At 36.7% G+C, this 23695-nt stretch carries 17 protein-coding genes; 6 read left to right on the plus strand and 11 right to left on the minus strand.

Translation table 11 applies throughout. The features are described from left to right. Nucleotides 1-7: 7 nt before the first annotated feature. From ACY0M5_RS08875 to ACY0M5_RS08890, 4 genes are all read right to left on the minus strand, one after another. Complete coding sequence (locus ACY0M5_RS08875) at nucleotides 8-4594, minus strand: translocation/assembly module TamB domain-containing protein (RefSeq protein WP_461631516.1); 4587 nt, start codon at nucleotides 4592-4594, stop codon at nucleotides 8-10. 23 nt (nucleotides 4595-4617) lie between these two features. Next, on the minus strand, nucleotides 4618-6438 hold the full coding sequence (gene bamA, locus ACY0M5_RS08880) for an outer membrane protein assembly factor BamA (RefSeq protein WP_461631517.1): 1821 nt from the start codon (nucleotides 6436-6438) through the stop codon (nucleotides 4618-4620). A 117-nt stretch (nucleotides 6439-6555) separates the two neighbouring features. Next, complete coding sequence (locus ACY0M5_RS08885; RefSeq protein ID WP_461631518.1) at nucleotides 6556-6921, minus strand: cupin domain-containing protein; 366 nt, start codon at nucleotides 6919-6921, stop codon at nucleotides 6556-6558. Nucleotides 6922-6981: 60 nt separating this feature from the next. Further along, on the minus strand, nucleotides 6982-7605 hold the full coding sequence (locus ACY0M5_RS08890; protein ID WP_461631519.1) for a hypothetical protein: 624 nt from the start codon (nucleotides 7603-7605) through the stop codon (nucleotides 6982-6984). Between the two features lie 201 nt (nucleotides 7606-7806). Between ACY0M5_RS08890 and ACY0M5_RS08895 the strand changes: the two genes are divergently transcribed. Continuing rightward, a complete protein-coding gene (locus tag ACY0M5_RS08895; protein ID WP_461631520.1) occupies nucleotides 7807-8400 on the plus strand; it encodes a 2OG-Fe(II) oxygenase in 594 nt (197 codons plus the stop codon). 73 nt (nucleotides 8401-8473) lie between these two features. Here the strand turns inward: ACY0M5_RS08895 and ACY0M5_RS08900 are convergent, their stop codons facing one another. Both ACY0M5_RS08900 and ACY0M5_RS08905 read right to left on the minus strand, forming a co-directional pair. Continuing rightward, nucleotides 8474-8923, minus strand: coding sequence for a KTSC domain-containing protein (locus ACY0M5_RS08900; RefSeq protein WP_124991825.1), 450 nt, complete (start codon nucleotides 8921-8923; stop codon nucleotides 8474-8476). A 275-nt stretch (nucleotides 8924-9198) separates the two neighbouring features. Then, nucleotides 9199-10098: a LysR substrate-binding domain-containing protein gene (locus tag ACY0M5_RS08905; RefSeq protein ID WP_156195603.1), complete on the minus strand. Its 900-nt coding sequence runs from the start codon at nucleotides 10096-10098 to the stop codon at nucleotides 9199-9201. Nucleotides 10099-10182: 84 nt separating this feature from the next. Between ACY0M5_RS08905 and hutH the strand changes: the two genes are divergently transcribed. The 3 genes from hutH (at nucleotide 10183) to hutG (ending at nucleotide 14778) form a co-directional block, all read left to right on the plus strand. Continuing rightward, nucleotides 10183-11673 (plus strand): histidine ammonia-lyase, encoded by a 1491-nt coding sequence (gene hutH, locus ACY0M5_RS08910; RefSeq protein WP_191991590.1) that lies wholly within the window; start codon nucleotides 10183-10185, stop codon nucleotides 11671-11673. 13 nt (nucleotides 11674-11686) lie between these two features. After that, nucleotides 11687-13684: a urocanate hydratase gene (locus tag ACY0M5_RS08915; RefSeq protein ID WP_461631521.1), complete on the plus strand. Its 1998-nt coding sequence runs from the start codon at nucleotides 11687-11689 to the stop codon at nucleotides 13682-13684. A gap of 74 nt (nucleotides 13685-13758) precedes the next feature. Further along, complete coding sequence (gene hutG, locus ACY0M5_RS08920) at nucleotides 13759-14778, plus strand: formimidoylglutamase (RefSeq protein ID WP_461631522.1); 1020 nt, start codon at nucleotides 13759-13761, stop codon at nucleotides 14776-14778. A gap of 39 nt (nucleotides 14779-14817) precedes the next feature. Here hutG and ACY0M5_RS08925 read toward each other — a convergent pair whose 3' ends face one another. The 3 genes from ACY0M5_RS08925 to ACY0M5_RS08935 all read right to left on the minus strand — a co-directional run bounded on the left by ACY0M5_RS08925 (nucleotide 14818) and on the right by ACY0M5_RS08935 (nucleotide 18014). Next, nucleotides 14818-15084: a transporter suffix domain-containing protein gene (locus tag ACY0M5_RS08925; RefSeq protein WP_124991829.1), complete on the minus strand. Its 267-nt coding sequence runs from the start codon at nucleotides 15082-15084 to the stop codon at nucleotides 14818-14820. Nucleotides 15085-15294: 210 nt separating this feature from the next. Continuing rightward, complete coding sequence (locus ACY0M5_RS08930) at nucleotides 15295-16539, minus strand: hypothetical protein (RefSeq protein WP_461631523.1); 1245 nt, start codon at nucleotides 16537-16539, stop codon at nucleotides 15295-15297. Between the two features lie 155 nt (nucleotides 16540-16694). Continuing rightward, nucleotides 16695-18014 (minus strand): serine hydrolase domain-containing protein, encoded by a 1320-nt coding sequence (locus tag ACY0M5_RS08935; protein WP_124991832.1) that lies wholly within the window; start codon nucleotides 18012-18014, stop codon nucleotides 16695-16697. Between the two features lie 1143 nt (nucleotides 18015-19157). Between ACY0M5_RS08935 and ACY0M5_RS08940 the strand changes: the two genes are divergently transcribed. Further along, nucleotides 19158-21278, plus strand: a complete 2121-nt coding sequence (locus ACY0M5_RS08940; RefSeq protein ID WP_461631524.1) for a thioredoxin domain-containing protein — start codon at nucleotides 19158-19160, stop codon at nucleotides 21276-21278. A gap of 199 nt (nucleotides 21279-21477) precedes the next feature. Beyond that, nucleotides 21478-22278 carry a M48 family metallopeptidase gene (locus tag ACY0M5_RS08945; RefSeq protein ID WP_156195608.1) on the plus strand — a complete coding sequence of 267 codons (801 nt, stop codon included), beginning with the start codon at nucleotides 21478-21480 and terminating at the stop codon, nucleotides 22276-22278. Between the two features lie 153 nt (nucleotides 22279-22431). Here ACY0M5_RS08945 and ACY0M5_RS08950 read toward each other — a convergent pair whose 3' ends face one another. Next, nucleotides 22432-22914, minus strand: a complete 483-nt coding sequence (locus ACY0M5_RS08950; protein ID WP_461631525.1) for a hypothetical protein — start codon at nucleotides 22912-22914, stop codon at nucleotides 22432-22434. A gap of 67 nt (nucleotides 22915-22981) precedes the next feature. Further along, nucleotides 22982-23662: a rhomboid family intramembrane serine protease gene (locus tag ACY0M5_RS08955; protein ID WP_156195610.1), complete on the minus strand. Its 681-nt coding sequence runs from the start codon at nucleotides 23660-23662 to the stop codon at nucleotides 22982-22984. Nucleotides 23663-23695: the final 33 nt, after the last annotated feature.

The raw sequence follows: 23695 nt of genomic DNA on the forward strand, positions 1-23695 counted from the left end.
TTCCAACTTATTTCCAGGTCCATTTGATAATGAAATCAAAACCGGAATTCGCACTCTGATTGGTCGCCTGTAAAAAAAGAGAACGGTAAAATTGATATTCCATTGAAATTTTTTCCGGTTCAATAATTTTATCCTTTTTATCGATGGCAAATGTTCGTTCGTAATTCAGGTACAAATTGTTTGTTATGTATTTACCAACCGATACACTGCCTTGCGTCCAGCCATTTTTTCCCGAAATTTCAATCACATCCAAACCAAGTGACGATTGTAAGGCATCCTTAAGTACATTCGAGAATTGGCCGATTGCAAAATCCTTGGCGATGTCCATATTACTGCTCTTCATTGATGTATTTTCTCTCGTATCAAGTTGGTTCGTGCTTTTGTTGAATATCAGATAAGAAATGGCGTCTTTTTCTTCGATGGAGGTATCGTCAAGAAAAAATTTAACTTCCGGTTCATAAATTCGTCCAGTTACATTTACGCTAAGTTTTCGCAATTGATTATCCGGATCGCGGAATTTGTAGGCAACTTTGAAATTGACAATCGGATTTAGAGTTGCTCCACCTGTTAAAGTGACTTCACCTTCTTCAAATTCAAGTCTTCGTCCGTAAATTTTATAAAATCCTCTTTTTACGTTCATAGTTCCGAAAATGTCTATCTGTTCATCTTCTTTGATCGCTTGTAGATTTCCGGCCAGTTCAAAATTCATGTTTTTGCCTTTTATCCAGGTGTTTCTGGGAATCTCGATGTCGAAATTCCCCTTCAGGTTTTTATAAATTGAAGGGAAATCTTTTTGTGCTGAATTCTTTTTTATAGTGTACTTTATTTCTTCATTTTCTGCATTTTTCCGTGCAGTAACCAAGAGTGGTTGGTTGGAATCATCATAAACACGATTGAATTCTTTTAGGAATATATCGGTATTTAGGTTTGAGTTTAGAATTGTGACTTTTCCTTTGAAGGTAGGGTTTTCAGGGGAACCGTTCAGGCTAAGATTTGTATTGATAACGGCCTTTATTAGTTCGGAGTCGAAGGCTTTGAAGTTTTCTCCTTTTACATCCAGATTAATGTTTTTTAATTCAGTATCAACCAGTGATTTCATTTCAGCCGATCCTTTCAGCTGCAATTTTCCTTTTCCGGAATTTATGAGAAGGCTGTCGAGATAAAAATAGTTGTTTGCCAGGCGACTGCGCATTTCGATATCACTGTAATTCATTCCCAGTTTTTTATATTGAAAAGCACCCTTGCCAAAATTTAGATAACCACTAATGTGAGGATTGTTAATGGTGTTATCAACATTGAGTTGTAGGCTTAGCAAACCTTTAGCTTCAATTCCTGTTGTTGGAATAAAACGATTGAATTTATTGATATCGAGTTGATCGATTTTTACAATGGCATGGATGGGATTGTCTTCCTTGGGAAGCACAAACTTTTCAGTAAATGAAAAGTGCAGAGGGAGTTCAAATTCTGCGTTGATAAGTCGTGACGAATAACCATCAAGATATGTCTCAAAACGAAGTTTTTTGTTTGTATAGTTGATATTAGATTGGAATTTGCTAAATCGCAGGCTGTCAATTTCCGGATTATCAATAGTGAGAATAGATTTAATAATTGGTTTGTTTGCTGTTCCGGAAATGTCGAGAAAAGCATTCACTTTTCCTGATATCTGATAGGGCAAAAAATGCAGTTCTGAAATGTTGATCAGGTTAAGGTTCTGAATTTCAACATGCAAATCTTCAGTTCCATTAAAAGCAAATATTCCATTTGCTTTTAATGCACTTTGCTGCGAGCTAAGTTCAAATTGGTTTATTTCAATAGAATCCTGCCTAAATTTAATGTAGTTGGCATCGTTGCCTCCCTTCCAAATCTGATTGTTTAAATTTAGTACGATACCCTGAAAGGAAATGCTGGGGTTATTGTTGATTTTAAGTTCGGATAGAATTTTACCATGTAAAGAATCGCTGGCAAAAAAGGAGAACGAATTAACTGCTTTCTGCTGATTGAACTTACTTTTAAAATGAAGTTCCTGAAGACTAAAATTCTGTATTTTAGAGTCACTCACCAAAAGGTTCATGAATCCGGAATATGTTGAATCTGCAAATTGGATTTCAGCATCAGCTGTTATTTTGTTGATGCTGATGGTATCGAGTTTCAATTCAGTTACATTCACCGAAGAGGATATTTGCAGAGAATCTGGCGGACCTTTAATTTCAGCTTTTAGTTGTCCAACAAGTTGTAATTTATCGGTTCCTAAGGCAGAGATGAGATGCTGAATGTCTGTAGTTTTGATATTTAATTCGAGCAGATTGTTCTTTTCCCAGTTTCCTTTGCCCGTTAAATCGGCGAAAGCAAAGGGCGTTTCTATATGAAATCCGTTTACCTGATATTTTCCCTTCTTATAGTTTATTTCTGCTTTAAATTTTTCAAGAGGCAAATCAAATATAGATGATCCGTTCGATTGAATTTCCAGATCAGCATTCATTGATTTGGGTTGAATCCCTTTCCCTGCTGCAACTATTTCGAAGTTCAAATCGGAACGGAGCTTTTTGTTTTTTGTGATCTTGGAAAGATCAATGTTTTTCAAATTGCTTTCTATTTTATATCCGGGAACCGAGAACAGGTTTTCGATAGAGTATTTGGTTTTCAGATTTCCTAAAACTGTGGAGGAAGTAATGTTACCACTACTGTTTTCTTGGTTTTTCTCAAAAGTTAAGTTGGTATTCGCCATATAGTACTTTTCAAATGCAATATAATCTGCACTTGCTTTTGCACTTAGATAAATGTTTTTTAAAAAGGCATTTGTACTTGTGTCTTTTTTTCCGACCGAATCCATATTTGCCAACAGTTCATCCCCCGAAAAGCGCGAATGAAGCTTAGCTTTGAAATTTTGCAAAAAGAGTGAGTCGATTCCGGCATGTGCGATATTGATATCGCTTTTAAAATCCAAAGCATTAAAAGGTCCGGATAAGTCACTTGTAATTTCCCCGTTAAAATCGACGGGTTTAAAGCCTAGCGCGATAAGCGGTGCGTTTAGGTTATTTGATTTTAGCTCTAAATGAATAAGATTGTTTTCGGCAATGTTTCCCTTTCCCGAAAGAATAGCCTTTAAGTAGGACGTTTCAAAATGGATATCATTAATTAGATATTCTTTTTTGTTGATAACAATGTTGGCATTTAAATTTGTGATTGGCTGATTGAAAAGGACTGATTTTGTTGATTCTAAATGAAGATTTGTTTGCAGGTCACCAAGGATAAAGCCTTTGCCAACTGCCTGTAAGTCGATGTTAATGTCTGATTTTAAATTCTTATTCCTGCTTAGTTTGCTCAAATCTAAATTGCGAATTTTCAGTTCGGAACTGTAAGTTGCAAATTCAGAGATGTTTTCGATGTGAATTTTGGAATCTAACTTTCCGAAAAGAGTACTTGCTTTTAAATTTGCATCGAGTTCTTTTTTGTCTTTGTCAATAAGAAGAATAAAATCATCCAATTCGTGATTCTTATATTTTAAATCGGTGAATTTAGCCTTGGCATGAATTGAGTTTTCCTCGAAATCCAATCCATTTCCATTGATCTCAAATTCACCTTTTATATTCGATTTAAGGTCTTCATTATGAGTCCAGTATTCGCCGTTTAAACTATCAATTTCTATAGTAAAATCAAAAGCCGGCAAGCTGTTAATATCTTTAATTTCTCCCAGTATTTTAAAAATCTGATTTTGTTGTTTGATAGAGAAGTCTATTTGTCTGGTATTTTCTTTTTTGAGTATTTCAAGATTTATGTTGGGTTTGCCATGAATTGAAGGGATCCATTCGTTTACATCTTCAAAATCGAAGGGATTTGCATGAAATGAAACTTCGGAACCAAGCAATTGATTGAAAGGAACCGAACCTTTTGAGTTAAGCTTTGATTTAGGAAGTTGAAGTTCAAAATTAGTCCAGCTAAATACCGAATCAATTAAACTTGCTTCAAAATGTAAGTCTTGAATCTGCAGAGATGGTTTTTGTGTGCTTATTTCAAGTTTGTGCAGATTGATATTCATAAAATCAGCTGCAAATTTGAAACTGAGAGAAGCATCAAATTTTACATGCTGCGGAATTAACTGTGTACTGTCATTCGCCACGATTTTGGCCTCAAAATTCTTCGTAGATACATCTGCCAATTCTATTTCCCATGAAAAGGGACTCGAAGGAACTTTAGCTTCAGAATTTTCTGCCTCGGGAATCAGTTTTTCAAGGTTCCATAAATCATCCTTGTCTTGTTGTAAGAAAACCGATGTTCCATTTAATTTCAGAGATGTAATTTCCAGTTTTTTTCCTGCAATCTTCCAAATGTTGTATTTTATTTCCAGTTCATCAAGAGTTATCAGCTTGCTGTTGTTTTGTTCCAAATCAATTTTCTTTACAAGAAGATGGGAGAGAGGGTTGCCTTCAATTTTTCCTATCGTAAGCTCAGTATTTAGCTGTTGATTGGCTATGTGGCACACAGTTTCCGAAATCCAATTATTGAAAAGTCCGGTAGAAAGGAGAAAAAGCAGAATCGCCAGGAGAATAATTACTCCTGCACTTGCAATACCTGCTGTTTTTAAAAATCGTTTCATTCCTTCAATCATTTAATTTCACATTAAAATGCATGCCCAATAGTAATAAAGAATTGGGTTCTGAATTTCCCCTCGAATAATGGGCTTGCAACATCCAAACGAATAGGCCCAACAGGTGTTTTCACACGTAGGCCCAAGCCTGCATCATAGTTTAGCTTGTTTAGTTTAAATTCCCATGAATTTAACCATGAATTTCCAAAATCCGTAAAGGCTGTGCCTGAAAAGATACCGTACAGTGGAAATCTTATTTCAGCACTGGCTTCCATCATGCTGTTTCCACCCAATTTGCTTCCTGCTTCGTTTTTTGGAGAGATCTGATTACGGCCCCAGCCACGCAAGGATAGTGCTCCTCCCATTAAAAAACGATCTTCGATAGGACTTTGAGAATCGCCTTGGGTTGGTTCAATAATTCCAGTTTTTATTTTTCCGGCAAAAACAACATTCTTCCACAGAGAGTGGAAATAGTCTATTTCGGTCATAATTTTATAGTAATGAAACTGAGAATTAAAACCAATTCCCATATAGGTTGCTGTTCCTTCATATTTCCATCCTTTTTCAGGAGAAAAAATGTCATTGGTGGTGTTTAGGTTGTAGCCCAATGTTACGCCTGATTTATTGCGATTTAATTTGTCGGCATCCTCAATCGATAAGGAGTCATTACTTTTCGAGATATCCACTTTATCCTTACCAAATGTATAAGAAATATAAGCGGCAGATTTTTTTGTTAATTCCTTCTGAAAAGTAACCGAAGTTCCCAGCCTGTCAACTTCATAACTGTCTTCTCTTTCGCGCGAGAAGAACGGATTTAAAATGAAATCAAGATTTTTGCTCCATACATCGGGTTGTATAAATTTACTCTCGATACTAAGCGGAGTGAAGTAGGAGTGCTGTCCTTTAATCGACAGAGTTCGTCCTCCACCTAAAAAATTTAATCGTTTGAATAGAATGGATGTCCTGATTTTATCTTCGGTTCCATATCCTACACCAATTTTAACGGACCAACGGGGAAGCTCCTTTATGTGAATGGAAATTGGCACTGAATCATGATTTACACTATCCAACATTGCACGAATGGTTACGTAACGGAATAGATTCATGTTGAACAATTCTTCCTGAGTCTTTTCAATTTTCACCTGAGAAAAGACTTCACCTTTACTAAGTTCAACATGTTTCAGGATATATGCTTTGTTGATTACAGAATTTCCTTCCAGATTAATCTCACCAAAATAACTTTTATTTCCAGGGTTTACACTGAAATTAATATTTGCAGCATGTAGTTTTTCATTTAAATGGATGCTTTTTTTCACTTTCACAAAAGGAAACCCTTCGTGATTGAATTTTTCGCGGATTAAATTTTCGGAGGCTATGATCTTTTCATCTTGAAACAGGTTTCCGGTTTTTAGGGGAAGAATCATTTTTACAGACTCTAAAATTTGCATGTTTGCTTCGGTCCCGGTTAAGGAATAGTTGATTTCACCAATTGAAATAGGAGCTCCTTTCCGGATGTGAATTAGGATGTCAAGTTTTTTGTTTCTTTTGTCTGGCAGAAGATCCGATGTAATTGATACATCTAAAAAACCATTCTTCTGATAGTATTTTTTCAGTTGAAGTAAGTCTTCATCAAATGTGAAACTGGAAAATCGGGTGGTTTTTTTCCAAAAAGTTAACTTCCCGGTAAAAGGTCTGGCTTTGGTATTCATCTGCGTAAGAAGAATTTCCTTTTGCAGCGTATCGATTCCTGTAAACCTTATTTTGTTAACTATTGCATTGTCCTGTGCTGATGCATTCAGGATAAAGCCTGTTAAAATTAAAATCTGAAGAAAAATTCTTCTAATATGCACCATATTTATCACTCAGCTTATTTTTATGAATAAAGATATAGAATTTAGAAGCAATTTTAGGTCGAAAGACATTGCAGCGACAAATTAAATTGCAGGGATGATTCTAAATAAGATAGTATCCTATTTGAGTTGATCTTGGATATTTTTAGTTATTGCAGATTCAACATCTCCAGTATGAGCCGTAGTTTTATTTTCTATCAGCATGATTTTGCATTCTTCCTTTGCGGATACCCGATGTTGAGTGCCTTTCTTAACGATGTACATATCTCCTGCATTCATAGTAAACGGTTCAGAGCCTTCAACTTCCATTAAAAGGCTGCCTTCAATGATATAGAACAGTTCATCTTCATTTTTATGATCGTGCCACGGTAGTTCGTCGCCTTTTATTTTGGCAATTTTAACGTAAGAATCGTTTACCTCTCCAATCACTTTGGGAGAGAAATATTCGTTGATTTTTTTGAAGTTTTCGAGTAGGTTTGTATGCATTTTAAGTGTTTTTTAGAAAAATAGGACTATTTGGTATGGAAACAAAGTGAGATCATAAGTCTATTTCTGTTCAAGAAGCTGTTCCAAATCCAATATTTCAGCTTTATCACCATACTTTTCTTTTAAACCTTTTAACATTCTTTCGGCAGTTATGCATCTGACATTGTTTTCGATACAATCTAAAACGTAAGCTTTGGCATTCGCGTAATTAATTCGATAATCCTCCTGCTCAATTTTATAGGCTTTGTAATATTGAGTTTTTGCATTTTTATAATGTCCAGCGTTTAACCACTTAGTTCCATCCTTTAGGAGATAAAGTATTTTATTTTCCTTTGTAAGTTCAATTTCATCAATTGCTTTTTGTTTTTTAATTGCTTCGATTCTTTTTTCTTCATGAAAATTGTCAATTCGATTTTGGACTATGAAATAGATTCCAATTAGAATTGGTATGCTTATTATAAGAACCCAAATTTTTAGTTTTCGATTTTCTTTACGGGCGCTTGCCCTTATCTTCTTCTTGATCTGCTTTAATTCGGCTTCAGATACAGTTTTGTACTCCAAATTACTTTCTTCAGAGTGCAGGTTTACATGATCTTTATTTCTTGATCGGAAGATGTTTTTTTTAGGTCTCGCATTGTTCCTTATCGAGATAATCATTGCTTGAACTGATCCGCCAAAACTCATAAATACAATCTTTTTGATAATTACAATCTATTCGTTTTTAAATTTATCAATAATATTTGATCTGTAAACTTTTAATTAAACCTTATTTTGGATAGCAACATTCTTTATTCTATAATAAAGAAAATACAGGTTAAGATCCCAGTTTAATAGTCTACCTTGTAGTTCAGCGGATTCGTTCCGCATACACATTAATTGATTCAATTGAATACAACATTTGATGATTTGGTCAGGACTTATTTAGAAAATAATGTTGGCCTGGCAGATAATTTCCTGAGTGAAACTCTGGCCTCTCAGCTTAAAAGCAATTTATTAGGATTGTTGTCGCAAAAACAGATGCTTCCTGCCGGGATTGGAAATAATACTGATTTAGTTCACAATCAATTAATTCGCAGCGATAAAATACATTGGCTCGATCGAAAACATCATGATGAACACGAAGACTGTTTTTTTGATTTGATGGATCGTTTTGTAGCCTATTTAAATCAGACTTGCTATACAGGCATTACCGGATATGAATTTCATTATGCTCTTTACGAAAAAGGAACTTTCTATAAAAAGCATCTCGATCAGTTTGTGAATAATAAGGGAAGAGCTTTCACTATGATCATGTATTTAAATCCGGATTGGAAGCCGGGTGATGGGGGCGAATTGTGTATTTATCATTCGGATCACAATCAGATTATTTCGCCGCTTAACGGCAAATGTGTATTCTTTAAGAGCAGTGAACTCGAGCATGAAGTTTTGCTCAGTAATCAGCCACGCTTAAGCATTACCGGATGGTTAAAAACCAGTTGATTGGTTTTGGGCGAATTGAAAAATAAAAACCCCAGGCTTTTTGAGCTTGGGGTTTTTATTGATCATATATTCTTTAGGCTGCTGCAGCGTCCTTTTTTGACTTTCGGTACAGGTAAGAGTTGAAAATGCTTCTTTTGGCAAAGCGATACTGCTTATCTGAATTGATGAATTTATTGAATACGTTTTTTGGAACGCCAAAATATTCATAAGTAGTTCCATCGGTGAAAGAGATTTCAAGCAACAAGCCTTTGTGTTTGTAATCAGCAATGCCCGATTCGGTAGTTGTTGAAGTATATTCTTCCAGATTTGCTTCAATTGTCTCCGGAGCAATACTTACTAAAAAGTGATAAGCATCAATAATCTCGCGGCTTTTGATTTCTGCTTCAGCAAATTTTTCGTCATCAGATTGAAATTTATCAGGATGCCACTCTTTAACCAAATTTCGATAAGTTGATTTTAATTTCTTAAGATCAGTATCCTGATCAACATTAAATAATTTTTTGTACGCATTAACTCGCTTCATACAGGCTCTTTCTAAAATTCTTAATTGATATATGTAAAGTGTTTTTTTAAGGACACTTCTTCTTGCTTTTTCGCAAAACAGTCGCAAAAGTACATATTTTAATGTTCTGATTGAGAAGTAGCTTCGCTTTTTTTATCTATTCTATTAATTCCTTGGTTTGTGAAATTTTAATAGAAGACAATTTACCCCGGTTATAAGGTCAGTATAATTTTGTAAAGACAAATTTTGACGCGATATTTTTACCAAAGAAATAGGTGCTTTTAGTCTTAATAAACTTACTTATTCATCATTTTGTCATCAATCATAGTACGAAAGTCATTTAATATTGGATTGGTATTTTTGTTGTTCCAGACAGCCCGCAAGGTTGTTCTCTGAGGTATTTTATTCAATTCGATAAATTTAATTCCCATGTCGTAGCCTAATTTCAGAGAAGTTGGTACAATTGAAACACCAAATTTATTTTCTACCAGCCGGTATATCGAACTGGCATTAACCGTGTTGTGCGAAATCAATGGTGCAAAACCACTTTCATCGAAAATTTGCATTACTTTTTCAAAATACGATTCACTGTACGAAGCATCAAAAAAGATGAACGAATCATTTTTAAATTGAGACAAATTCGTGAAGTTCGATTCGTTAATTGGGTGATCTTTAGGAAGAACTAAGGAAAATGTATCTTCGAAAACGGATTGAATGCTTAATCCTCTGGGCACTCGTTCCATTCTCACAAAACCAACATCAATTTCATGATTAAGCAGTGCCTGAATTTGTTTGTTGTTGTCCATTTCTTTTAAACTGAAAAGAACATTTGGATGGGTTTGCTTAAATTTTAATAATAGTTCAGGGATCACATCCTGCATGGCAGAACCAACATAGCCGAGATTCAAATTGCCATTCAAGCCGTCATGTAACAATTTAGCATGGTTTATAATTTCATCCAAACGTTTAAAATTATTGGTCAATTCTTTTTGCAGGTAAAGGCCAGCAATAGTAAGTTTTACTTTTCGGTTGTGGCGTTCGAACAAGCTGATTCCAAGAATTTCTTCCATTTGTTTAATCTGCCGGCTTAATCCGGGCTGCGATATAAACAAGCTTTCTGCTGCTTTTCTAAAATGCAGATCTTCGGCTAAAGCAAGGAAATATTTGTAATGTCTGAACTCAATTTGATTACTCATAGTTATTAAATGATGACAATAATAGTCTTGTTGGGTATCAAAATTACGAATAACTTTGTAATAAAAAATAAATCTACTTGAACTATGTTTAAATACGGAATTGATCGACTAAATGTTGATAAGACGATACAAATTGCTCGGGGAGAGCTAAAAGCGGGATTAACTGCAGAAGCTGTCAGTAAAGTGAATGCCTGCAGAGCCAAGGTAGAAACAATGGCGAAGTCCAATAAAGCTTATTATGGAATCAATACAGGTTTTGGCCCTTTGTGTGATACTCAGATTTCGCCGGAAGAAACCAGTAAATTGCAGGAAAACTTGCTGATAACTCATGCTGTAGGTGTTGGAAATCCTATTGGTAAAGAGCTATCTAAAATCATGATGATTTGTAAGGTACAAGCATTGGCGCAGGGTTTTTCGGGTGTTCGGTTGGAAGTGATTGAACGTATTTTATTTTTTATTGAAAATGATTTGGTTCCAGTTGTTCCGGAACAAGGTTCTGTTGGTGCTTCGGGCGATTTAGCTCCTTTGTCGCATTTATTTTTACCTCTTTTAGGAGAAGGTGAATTTTGGATCGGCAAAGATATTGTTCCTGCTAAAGAAGTATTGGCAAAGCATGGACTGAAGGCTATTCGTTTGGAAGCAAAAGAAGGTTTGGGTTTGATTAATGGAACTCAGTTTATTTTGGCTCACACCATACGTGGTTTGTATAAAATGGAATATCTTCTTGATTTGGCTGATGTTGCAGGAGCAATGAGTTTGGAGGGTTTTCAGGGAAGTGCAGCTCCTTTCAAACCGGAATTACATGCTATTCGTCCGTTTAAAGGAAATATTAAAGTGGCGGAACGCATGCGTATGCTGTTGGAAAACTCAGAAAATTTAGCGGGTCATATTGATTGTGAACGTGTTCAGGATCCATATTCGTTACGTTGTATTCCTCAGGTTCATGGTGCATCCAGAAATGCATGGTATCATTTGAATGAGCTGGCTGAAATCGAAATGAATTCGGTGACTGATAATCCAATTGTATTAAGCGATACCGAAGCTATTTCAGGCGGTAACTTCCACGGACAACCTTTGGCGATGGCTTTGGACTACTGTTCGATAGCGGCATCGGAGCTTGGTAATATTGCTGACAGAAGATGTTATTTGCTGTTGGAAGGTAAATTTGGATTGCCTCGTTTGCTGACTGCAAGTGGTGGATTAAATTCAGGATTTATGATTCCTCAATATACTACCGCCGCACTGGTTACTGAGAATAAATCACTTTGTTTTCCTCCGTCAGCAGATAGTGTTCCAACTTCATTAGGACAGGAAGATCATGTTTCGATGGGAAGTATTTCCGGACGAAAATTCAATCAGATTTTGGGAAATATCGAGAAAATATTTGCCATTGAATTGATGTATGCTGCTCAGGCATTGGAATTCAGAAGTCCAAATCATTTTTCAGATATCATGACAGAAAATTTCAAAATTATCAGAAGTAAAGTAGATAAACTGGAAGATGACCGTGTGTTGAAAGATGATATCTACGCAATGATTGATTTTGTGAAGACCAGAGCTTTTATTGTGAAATAGTAAAATCGAAAGTATGACATTTCAAGAACAAATATTGCAGGGGATTCCAGTCGAATTACCTGCAAAAAAAACATATCCGAAGGATGCGAACAGAGCTCCTAAAAGGAAAGATATTTTATCGGTAGAGGAAAAGCAGTTGGCGATTCGTAATGCCCTGCGTTATTTCCCTAAAGAATGGCACAAGGAATTAGCGCTTGAATTTGCTCAGGAATTACTCGATTTTGGACGCATTTACATGTATCGGTTTAAGCCGGAATACAAAATGTATGCCCGCTCGATTCAGGAATATCCTGCTAAATCAATACAGGCTGCAGGTATCATGCTGATGATGCAGAACAATTTAAATCCTGCAGTAGCTCAGCATCCCGAGGAGTTGATTACTTACGGCGGTAACGGAGCTGTTTTTCAGAATTGGGCGCAGTACCTGCTTACCATGAAGTATTTGGCGACCATGACCGACGAGCAGACTTTGAATCTGTATTCAGGCCATCCAATGGGATTGTTTCCTTCTTCGAAAGGAGCTCCAAGAGTGGTGGTTACCAATGGTATGGTTGTTCCTAACTACTCCAAAGCAGATGACTGGGAAAAATTTAATGCGCTGGGTGTATCTCAATACGGTCAAATGACAGCAGGATCGTTTATGTACATTGGTCCGCAGGGAATTGTTCACGGTACAACCATTACTGTGATGAATGCTTTTCGTAAAATCCTGAAAAAGGGAGAAACTCCTTCAGGAAAGATTTTTTTAACTGCCGGATTGGGTGGAATGAGTGGTGCGCAGCCAAAGGCCGGAAATATTGCCGGTTGTATTACCGTAGCGGCCGAAGTGAATCCCAAAGCAGCCAAAAAACGTCACGAGCAGGGTTGGGTTGATGTTTTGATTGATTCGATGGACGAATTGGTTGCCCGTGTAAGAAAAGCACAGGAGACCAACGAGGTGGTTTCCATTGCCTTTATTGGTAATGTAGTGGATGTTTGGGAGCGTTTCGATGCGGAGAATATCTTCATTCATATTGGTTCCGATCAAACATCATTGCACATTCCATGGACAGGTGGATATTATCCTGTTGATACTTCCTATGAAGAATCGAACAGATTGATTCGTGAAGAGCCGGAGTTGTTTAAAGAAAAAGTGCAGGCAACATTACGCCGCCATGCTGCTTCAATTAACAAACACACGGCAAAAGGAACTTATTTTTTCGATTACGGGAATGCCTTTTTGCTGGAAGCTTCCCGCGCCGGAGCAGATATCATGGCTGAAAATGGAATTGATTTTAAATACAAATCTTACGTTCAGGATATTTTAGGCCCAATGTGCTTCGATTATGGTTTTGGTCCGTTCCGTTGGGTTTGTGCTTCGGGAAGAGCTGAAGATTTAGATCAGACCGATGAAATTGCCATGAATGTATTGCAGGAAATCATGGAAAGTTCTCCGGAAGAAATTCAATTGCAGATGCAGGATAACATTACCTGGATTAAGGATGCCAAGAAGAACAAAATGGTAGTTGGTTCGCAGGCCCGTATTTTATATGCCGATGCCGAAGGACGCTCAAAAATTGCTGAAGCATTCAACAATGCAATTGCAGCCGGTAAAATAGGTCCGGTGGTTTTGGGCCGCGATCATCACGATGTGAGTGGAACAGATTCTCCTTACCGCGAAACTTCCAATATTTATGACGGCAGTAAGTTTACTGCTGATATGGCCATTCAGAATGTGATTGGTGACAGCTTTAGAGGTGCAACCTGGGTGTCGATTCACAATGGCGGCGGCGTAGGCTGGGGAGAAGTTACCAATGGTGGATTCGGGATGTTGCTTGACGGAACCCGGGAAGCTGATGCACGCCTGAAAAACATGTTGTTTTACGATGTAAACAACGGGATTGCCCGACGCAGCTGGGCAAGAAATAAGGAAGCGATGTTTGCCATTAAACGGGAAATGGAACGCACACCTGATTTAAAGGTAACCGTTCCCAATCTGGTAGATGACAACCTGCTGACTGATCTTTTTTAAAAATCGTTTTTAGATAAAAATAGAATTGGTTCAGGTATTTCCTGAACCAATTTCATATATACGAATTTGTAGTTGTGGAGAGAAGAGATAATGAATCGATAAATGCTGAATACAGGCCTGCTGAAAAAGGATACTGGGAGGGACGCAAGTCAAATCCAGACATGGGAAAACAGTATTGGCACCAGCAAATTGAATTTGTAAACTGGGATGAATTGAATCAGCAGTCTGATGATTCAAAGATCGATATTGCCATTTTGGGTTATGTTTGCGATGAAGGAGTACGACGGAACCGCGGAAGAATGGGAGCGCACGAAGGACCTAAGGCGATTCGCGACCGATTGGCCAAATTACCCATACACTTCGAGTCCAAACGCGTGATTGATGCCGGCAATATTGTCTGCAGCGATGACGATATGGAAGCTTGTCAGGCACTTTTTTCCTATGCAATCTCCGACTTAATAAAACAGAAAATATTTCCGATTGGCATTGGTGGCGGGCACGATATGTCTTACGCACATTTTATGGGAATACGCGATGCCGTTAAGGAAAATCCGAAGCGAAAAGTGGGAATTATTAATTTCGATGCGCATTTTGATCTTCGCCCGGTAGAGGGGAGAGGAAATTCCGGAACTCCTTTCAATCAGATTATTTCGGAATGCCACGAAAAGGGCGGTCTGGTAGATTATTATGCCATTGGTATTCAGCAGCAATCCAACACCAAAGAATTGTTCGATATTGCCAAAAGAGAGCACATCAACTATTCGATTAATTACGATTGTGAATCATCAGCTATGGAAATGGAAAGCCTTAAAAACAAACTGGCACCCATTATTGCCAATAACGATTACCTGTACATTACCATCGATATGGATGGCTTTTCGTCGGCCTATGCACCTGGCGTAAGTGCGCCCTCTCCATTGGGTTTCACACCTTATTTTGTGTTTAAATTGTTGAGTTTTTTATTCGCAACAAAGAAAGTCATTGCTTTTGATATTGCAGAGTTAAATCCATCGCTCGACAGGGACATGCATACGGCGAGCCTGGCTGCCAAAATTGTCGATTTTGTGGTGTTAAATTATGAATCTCCTACCTAAAATGGAGGGAATAGAGTTTTTACGGCTGTCATCAAAATATCATTCTGATTCCTTGTTTTGATCTGCTTTTTTAAACCAGTTTTTAGGGTTCAGGTAGGTTTTGTATTTGCTAAAAAGCTCTTTTCCCACCATTATTCCTCCAAGCCAAAACAGCACTTCGCCAATAATCAGAGATATGGTTGAGATTGTAATTTTGGTTGTCGCTTCCATTTCGAGGAATGGAATTATAGCTATGAAAAGAAAAAAAGGAATACAGAAAATAATCAAAAATATTCCGACTCTGATTATCCAGTTCTTTTTTTTCATATTGCTGCTATTTAGTTGTTATGCCTAAATTTTACCTTGTGTATCGGAACCGTATACGTACGGCGAAGCCTTAATGAATACCTTATTGTGAAATTATTTTGTGAATAAACCCGCTTGGTTTGTACTGAGCTTGCGAAGTTTCTGGTGGTGTGAAAGCCTCTCCCTGCTAGTTATTACTAGCGGGGCGGGCTATTCGATTGTGCATAGTTTTTATTCTTCAGGTTTTATCCAATCAGCTCCATCCACATAAAAAAGATATTGAATATAGTCAGTCGTCACTCTATTCTCATTTATTGGGATTCCTCCAAATAATTTAATCAGGCTAAAGTTATCTAATCCTCTATTTGATTGATTGTACGGTGAATTTGTGCCATCAAGCTTAAATAAATTAATTGAGTTCTTAGCCGATACACGTTTAAAATCCTCAATACCTTTTATATATCCCAAAAATATATTGCCGTTGCTGTAGGGTAATCTGGTATAAGTATTATTATCAGCTAAATAATCTGGTAATCCTTGACTTGGCACAGTAAGATGAGAATGATTATAAAGAGCAATCAACGAAACCATATTTCCACTTAAAAAGGAATTTGTCTTAATTCTTCCACCTAAGGTATTATCAATACCCTGCAAAGAATGATATAAACCAAAACATCCATATATTTTTTTAGATTCCCAATCATTTTGTTCATAATACCTAAGGAAATTATCATACATAAATTCATCTCTGGATTTAATTTTTTCAAGATTCGAACAGTTAAATTCAATATTTGATAATAATAAACTATCCTGCTTTGAGAAGGACGTAGTCCTAACTATTTGAGGTATATTAGACGAAACCCAATTAATTAAAGAATCTTTACTTTCAGGAATTTCGGCAGAATAAGTTAGAGGCAATTTTTCTTTTAAAAGTCGATTTAATAAATTAAAATCATTAAGTCTATTTAAACCATAAACTTCAAATTTCTTTGTATCATCCAATTGTTGGTAATATTTTTTGAGGTTCCCCCATTTTTTGGCTCTGTATTCAGAACTTATAGTGCCAATATAGACAACCCATTTATTAAGTATTTTTTCAAGACTTAAATCTGTGGAATCCTTTAGGTATCTGTTAATATAATAGGATTGTGGAATATCCATTTCTGCAATATAGGTTGTAATATTATTTTGCTGATTGAGATATTTAAAAGTTGCTACATCAATAATAGGTGAAGTTCCCACTTCGTGTATTTCTCCAACTAAAAACAATTGATTGTCAGAAAAAGTATTGTCGAATTTTAGCGGAATAGAATCATTAATCTGAGTCGATATTAATTTATGTTTCTTTAAGTAATCCACATACTTATTCCCTGTTAAATACTCATTTATCAGAAATCCTAAATAAACTACTCCTATCAATCCAATTATCAATAAAACAATTTTTCCTGTTATTTTTACTATTCTCCTCATTTGCAATGTCTTTCTTAATTATGCACAACGGTAAATTGTATGAGTAGTGGCAGATTGCGTGGTACTTTCCTGTCAAACCGCTACGCAGTTTGAGCGGGCTAATTGCCTTGATATTTAGTGCTTTTCCTGCCATTACTTATACAAAGTGTTGTGTGTAGTTTTTAATTTTTTGTAAATAAAAATTGCCCTCCTCCTTGTTTCAATATCATCGTTTTTTCAGAAGGATTAAATTCCATAACAATTCCTGCTTGGTCAAATTTAAACTTATCTTTTTCAGTTGCTTCAAGTGGAAATGATGATTGTCCTGTAGCTTGAGCTATTAGTGTATTGTTATTTTTCGTAACTGTTATTTTCATTGGTAGTTGTGCAGAAGAGTAAATTCCTAAATATTTATCTAAATCTTCAGATTTAACTTCAATAGTTGAAAACGTAGGGGTTTCGTAAGGTTTATTATAAACAGCGCTTAATACAGAAATCGAGATATCATTATTGGTATAGTTTGTTCCGTTTGAAATTAAGGCATAGGAAATATCTCCATCTGAGAAATGTGAAAAAACGGAAGTAAATCCATCAATGCCTCCAGTATGACCGAAACCAACTTTGTTATAAAATGGAATTTGAAACAAACCTATTCCGAAATTTTCTTTAATAGTCATCATTTTCTTTAGACTCTCACTATTTAGCAGTTGTCCGTCAAACAATGCGTTACTAAATTTTACTAAGTCTATAGGAGTTGAAACAATTCCTCCTGCTCCCATTGGAACAGAAATATCCGTTTCAGGGACTAATTTCCATCTATCTAAATATCTGTATGAATTACACTTTTTATTGGAATTATTAACAGTCTCTCCGAAATAGGTGTTTTTCAATCCGATTGGGGCAGTAATATATTCTTTTAATAATTCTCCATAGGATTTCTGATAACTCTTTTCAAGGATATAACTTAATAGAATGTAGTTTGAATTACTATATTGAGACTTACTGTTTGGTTCAAAATCACTTCCTTTGTTTGCGATAATTGTTACCATTTCTTTTTCTGTCTTGGGTTGAGTATTCCAAGTCAAATAATCTTTATCGTCAGTGAAATTATGTATGCCACTTCTGTGATAGAGCAAATCTTCAATTGTTATTTTATTGGAGTTTTCAATTGTTGGAAAATACTTATTAATTGTTTGATTTATGTCTATTCTTTTCTCTTCAACTCCTTTAAATACCAATACTGCAGTAAAAGTTTTCGATATGGAACCTATACCATATTTTGTGCTTTCGTTGGCTTTGAGCTTTTTCTCGTAATCAGAAAATCCTAATGATTTTGAATAGATAATTTCACCATTTTGTGAAACAGCAACACTGCCCATAAATTTATTATTTGACTCAAGAACATCGAAATAGTCATCCAGTTTGTCTTTATTAAAGTTTTGAGATAAAACAACTTGGCATAAAATACCCAAAGTCAGTATTACTAAAAATATTTTTTTCATTATCTATAATTATTAGTTGTAGTAGCGTTTGTTTAAATTACACACAACTTGTTAAATTGTGCACCATAGGTGCACTTATTTCTGCTATATCAGGTAAAAAGGTGCACAATACATGCCGTATGGGGGTGTATTGTGCACCTTTTTCAATTTTACAATACCAAACTTAGCAAATTATAATCAATACTTTTGTGCTGTTTAGAAATAATTTTGTGGCAATAATGTATTGAATGAAAAATCAAACTGATTGTTCTTCAGTATTCAAGCGTAAAACAGATTCGCGAGCTTATACCATTTAGCTTTATAGCTCACACTATAGCCAATTTGGTATCAAGTACTAAACCGAAACAAAGATTCAAGCTGTCAAAGTTGCCAACTTGCAGGCCTTAAGAATTATTGCATAAAAAAAGGCTTTCTGAACGGGACGGGGGACAAATAGGAGAGTTGTTTTTTCATCTGTTGCAGTTTGGCTTTAGCCCGCTGAAATTAAAATATTTCAAAGACTGATTTGTTTTTATATTTATTGAGTTTTCAAAGGATCATTTTTTGTTTTGTACTGAGTACATCGGGCAAAAACTCAAGTTTTTAAGCTTTGCACTCAAGTACATTGTGTCAAAACTCAAGTTTTCAAGTTTTGTACTCAGTGCATTGAGTCAAAACTCAAGTTTTCAGGCTTTGTATTCAGTACATTGAGTCAAAATTCAAGTTTTCGTGCATTGTACTTTGTACATTGGGCAAAAAATCAATTTTTTATGCTTTGCTACTATTAGTACGGTGCAAAAAACCAATTTTTCGGGCTTTGCTACAATTAGCATGGAGTAAAAAACCAATTTTTCATGCTTTGCTACAATTAGCATGAAGCAAAAAATCATTTTTTCATGCTTTGCTACTATTAGCACGGGGCAAAAAATCAATTTGTCAGGTTTTATCACTATTGATATTGATTGAGAGAAATTTGTCTGCAAAATTGCAGAGCGAACAATCAGATCTAAAAAAAGCCTGTTCCTATACAATCCGGAACAGGCGCTGTGGGTTCATAAATTGATACGATTTTATTCGTTTGCAGCAACCCGTTTGTTGCATTCTTATTTAAAATGATTAAAAATAATTTTATATCTTTAGTTTGCTTTAAAAACAAGGGAAACGATGAGGATTAAATTGATACGGGTAGTGCTGCTTTTATCGCTTGTGCTTGTAAAAGTAAGTCTGGCTCGTTCTCAAAATCACGATCAAACAATGAATCACACACATACAAATCATTTAATAAAGGAGAATAGTCCTTATTTACTGCAACATGCACACAATCCTGTGAATTGGTACCCGTGGGGCGCAGAGGCTTTAGCCAAAGCCAAAAACGAGAACAAACCAATATTGGTGAGCATTGGTTATGCCGCCTGTCATTGGTGTCATGTAATGGAGCGCGAGAGTTTCGAGAACGAGGAGGTTGCCAGGCTGATGAACGAATTTTTTGTCTGCATAAAAGTCGATCGCGAGGAGCGGCCCGATATCGATCAGATCTACATGGATGCCTTGCAAATGATGACCGGCAGTGGTGGCTGGCCTTTGAACTGTTTTGCCATGCCCGGTGGGAAACCGTTTTTTGGAGGCACTTACTTTCCTGCCGATAATTGGATGAATGTGCTGAAAGGAATTCAAAATGCATGGATCAATAAACAGGATAAAGTAAAGAAGGTGGCCGATCAGTTGGCCGGGGGAATCCGTGAAAACGAAATAATTGCAGTAAAAGAAGAGGTATCCCGGTTCGCTGCCGCAGATTTAGAAAAAGCCTTTCGCCAGTGGGAATCCGAATTCGATACCCGTGAAGGGGGAAACAATTGGGCGCCAAAATTCCCATTGCCCAATTCCCTTCAGTTTTTACTGCGCTACTATTATTTTACAAAAAATCAGCCGGCGCTTAATCATGTAACGCTTACGCTCGATAAAATGGCCATGGGCGGTATTTACGATCAGGTGGGCGGAGGTTTTGCCCGATATTCGGTCGATGCCATTTGGAAAGTGCCGCACTTCGAAAAAATGCTTTACGACAACGGGCAGTTGGTTAGTTTGTATGCCGAAGCCTATCAGCTCACTAAAATTCCTGAATACAAACAGGTAATTCAGCAAACTTTGGAGTTTACCGATAGGGAATTAAGTTTGCCCGAAGGTGGCTTTTATTCCTCGCTCGATGCCGACAGCGAAGGGGTGGAAGGGAAATTTTATGTGTGGGAAAAGTCTGAGGTCGATCAGCTTTTGGGTGGTCAATCCGAACTGTTTTGTGAGTATTACGGCATTACCGACCGGGCCAATTGGGAGGAAGGAAACATACTGATGATTCAGACTGATAAAAAGGCATTGGCCGATAAGTATGAAATATCCGTAAAGAAGCTGGACGAAGTTTTGGAGAAGGGGAGAAGAGCTCTTTTGGAGAGAAGAAAGGACAGGATCCGCCCTGGTTTGGACGATAAATCGTTAACCAGCTGGAATGCACTAATGCTGAAAGGATATGTAGATGCTTACACGGCTTTGGGTGATGAAAAATATTTGAACAGAGCCATTAAAAATGCTGAGTTCATTCAAAAATACCTTTGGAAAGGAAAAGCGCATTTGCATCGTAATTATAAAGATGGGAATTCGAAAATAAACGGATTTTTAGACGATTACAGTTTCACTATCGAGGCTTTTACTGCACTTTATCAGGCAACTTTTAACGAGAAATGGCTGCTGAAAGCCAACGATTTGCTCGGGCATGTTATCCTTCATTTTTCCGATGAGCAGTCGGGCATGTTTTTTTACACATCCGACGAGGATCCGGATTTAATTGCCCGTAAAATGGAATTGCTCGATAATGTAATTCCCTCATCCAATTCATCCATTGCAAAAAGTTTGTTTTTAGTAGGAAGTTATTTGGGAAACAGCCGATATGTTGAGCGTTCTGCACAGATGCTTGCCAATGTAAAACCACGTCTCGAAAAGGCAATCTCCTATCATTCCAATTGGGGACAGTTGTATTTTTGGTTGGCAAATCCACTCATCGAAATTGTTGTTGCCGGAGAAGATGCGATAGTTCAGAAACGGAAAATTGAAGAATTATTTTTACCCAATGTCTTGATTTCAGGGAGCAAAACCGAAAGCAGTTTGCCTTTGCTGCAAAATAGATATGTAAATGGGCAAACAACTTTCTATCTTTGTAAAAATCATACCTGCAAACGGCCTGTTACGAAGGTCGGTGATCTGTTAAAACAACTGGAGGCCGAGAACAGTTATTAGTAAACAGTGATTGTTTTGTTAAGCCTGAAGGGCTTTACTATTTCAGATCAGGGCAAGGCTCTGAGAATAGAATAATGGATATGAAGTGTTGAGCGAATTAATTTAATTGAAACCTGACAGCGTCGAAGACCTGTAAGCGTTGAGTTTATTGGAAATAAATTTTTGAAGAACCAATTATTAAAATCAAAATAAGAAAATGATGAAGAAAAACAGGCGTACCATTTTGCTTTCGGGTTTTTTGTTGTTTGCAATTGCATGTGCAACTGTGCCCATTACCGGAAGAAAACAAATGAATCTGTTTCCCGAAACAGAAATGATTGCTACCAGTTTAACTCAATACGATGCCTTTTTAAAGGAAAGTAAACTTTCCGATAACAAAGAGCAATCGGCAATGGTAAAAGCCTGCGGTGCCCGAATTTCTGCCGCAGTGGAAAAATTTATGAATGATAACGGCATGAGCGACCGCATTGCAAATTTTGTTTGGGAGTTCAACCTGGTTGAAGATGAAACTCCAAATGCTTGGTGTATGCCTGGCGGAAAAGTGGTGTTCTACACAGGAATTTTACCTTACACACAAACCGAAACCGGTATGGCTGTTGTTATGGGACATGAAATTGCACATGCCATTGCACGTCATGGCAACGAAAGAATGAGTCAGCAAATGGGAATTCAGGCTTTGGGTACCGGATTGTCAATGGCTTTAAACGAAAAGCCTGCCGAAACACAACAAATTTGGATGACTGCCTTTGGTGTTGGTGCCAATGTTGGGGTCATGCTTCCCTTCTCGCGTTCTCACGAAACCGAAGCAGATAAAATGGGTCTGATTTTTATGGCTATGGCCGGATATAATCCTGCTGAAGCAATCGATTTTTGGAAACGAATGGGAGAGAGCGGAGGCCAAAAACCACCGGAATTCTTATCCACTCACCCTGCCGATGCAACCCGTGTAAAAGATTTGCAAGCATACTTGCCTGAAGCAATGAAGTATTACAAGAAATAATAATCCGCACCATATAAGAAACTGTTTAAAAATTTATGGCGTTCTCACAACAGGTGAGGATGCCATTTTTTTATTCAATTTCTGAGAATATTGCGGAGGTTTTCGAAGCTATGTTCTCATCTCCTTAAAGAAGAGGAATAGGGTGAGGTCTTTTTATTTTGGTTGATTCAAATATCTTTCTTTAACCAATGAATCTGATGGGAGAAATTTAAATTCGATATTATCATTTTTGGATTTTAACCAAATAATAAATTCTTGAAAATCTTTATCCGAAAGAACAGAAGTCGTGGTTATTTTTTTGAATCTGTTTTGTTGATATTTAAAAATAGTACGGCTGGTTCCTCTGTAAGCGGAAATGTGTGTTAATTCATGTATCTCAGAGTATTTTATTTGAATTATTTTTCGGGAGAATTTATAAGTAACGGTAATGAAATTGTCTTGGAATTCAATTTTCATTAGCCTCTTAAATATCACGCAGGCAACTAATAATAGAGGAATTAGTAGTGCTGTACCAATTACCGGAAATATAATGCTATCTCTAAGAAAATAAGATAATGCACCAATAAGAATTATAGGTATCAGTATGGCTGAAAGATAATCACTAAGGTAATAATTGTTGGATGTGTAATTTTTCATCGGTTTGCATTTAATTTCCCCTCTCTCTTTCACTCCTTTAGTCTTTTTCCTTATTTTTTTTAACTGCTCATTTCCTCAACACTTCCTTATCTTCAAAATCCTCCGAATTCCAAATTTCCTCAGGAATCGAGTCATCATCTTCGGGAATAATAATTGCAGGTTTTTTCGGCCCTTGGTTTCGGTAAGCCAAGGCGTAAATCATTCCAGAGAAACCACCAAACAAATGGCCTTCCCACGAAACATCAGTTAGAATTGGGAACACGCCCCAAAATAAGCTGCCATACAGAAAAGCCACAATAAAAGAGATAGCAATTAAACGATAGTGATTGCGGATAATTCCGCTAAAAAACAGGAAAGATGCAAAAGCGTAAACCAATCCGCTGGCACCAATATGATAGGCTTCGCGTGCGCCCAGCCAAACCAGAATGTTTGTTGTAAGATAACACAGTATAAATATCTGGTACGAAAGCGGACGATAGAAATAGAAGATGCCCCAACTTAAAACAAAAAAGGGAATTGTGTTGGCCATTAAATGACTAAAATCCTTATGAATTAACGGACTGGTGAGAATCCCCAATAAACCTTTTGCGTGCAAAGGGAAAATTCCCAGATAATACAAATTAAGGTCAAGTCCCCATTCAAATATTTTAACAGCCCAAATCAAAAAAACAAAAGCGAGCGGAAAAATCAAACTGTGCTTTAGCCTCAATTTTTCAAAATCCTTATTGTATGGTCTGGTTTCTCGCAAAATTCCGCACTTAAGTAGTGAAGCCCCTTTAGG

It is taken from the genome of Labilibaculum euxinicum, assembly GCF_963678175.1.
GTDB classification, from domain to species: domain Bacteria; phylum Bacteroidota; class Bacteroidia; order Bacteroidales; family Marinifilaceae; genus Labilibaculum; species Labilibaculum euxinus.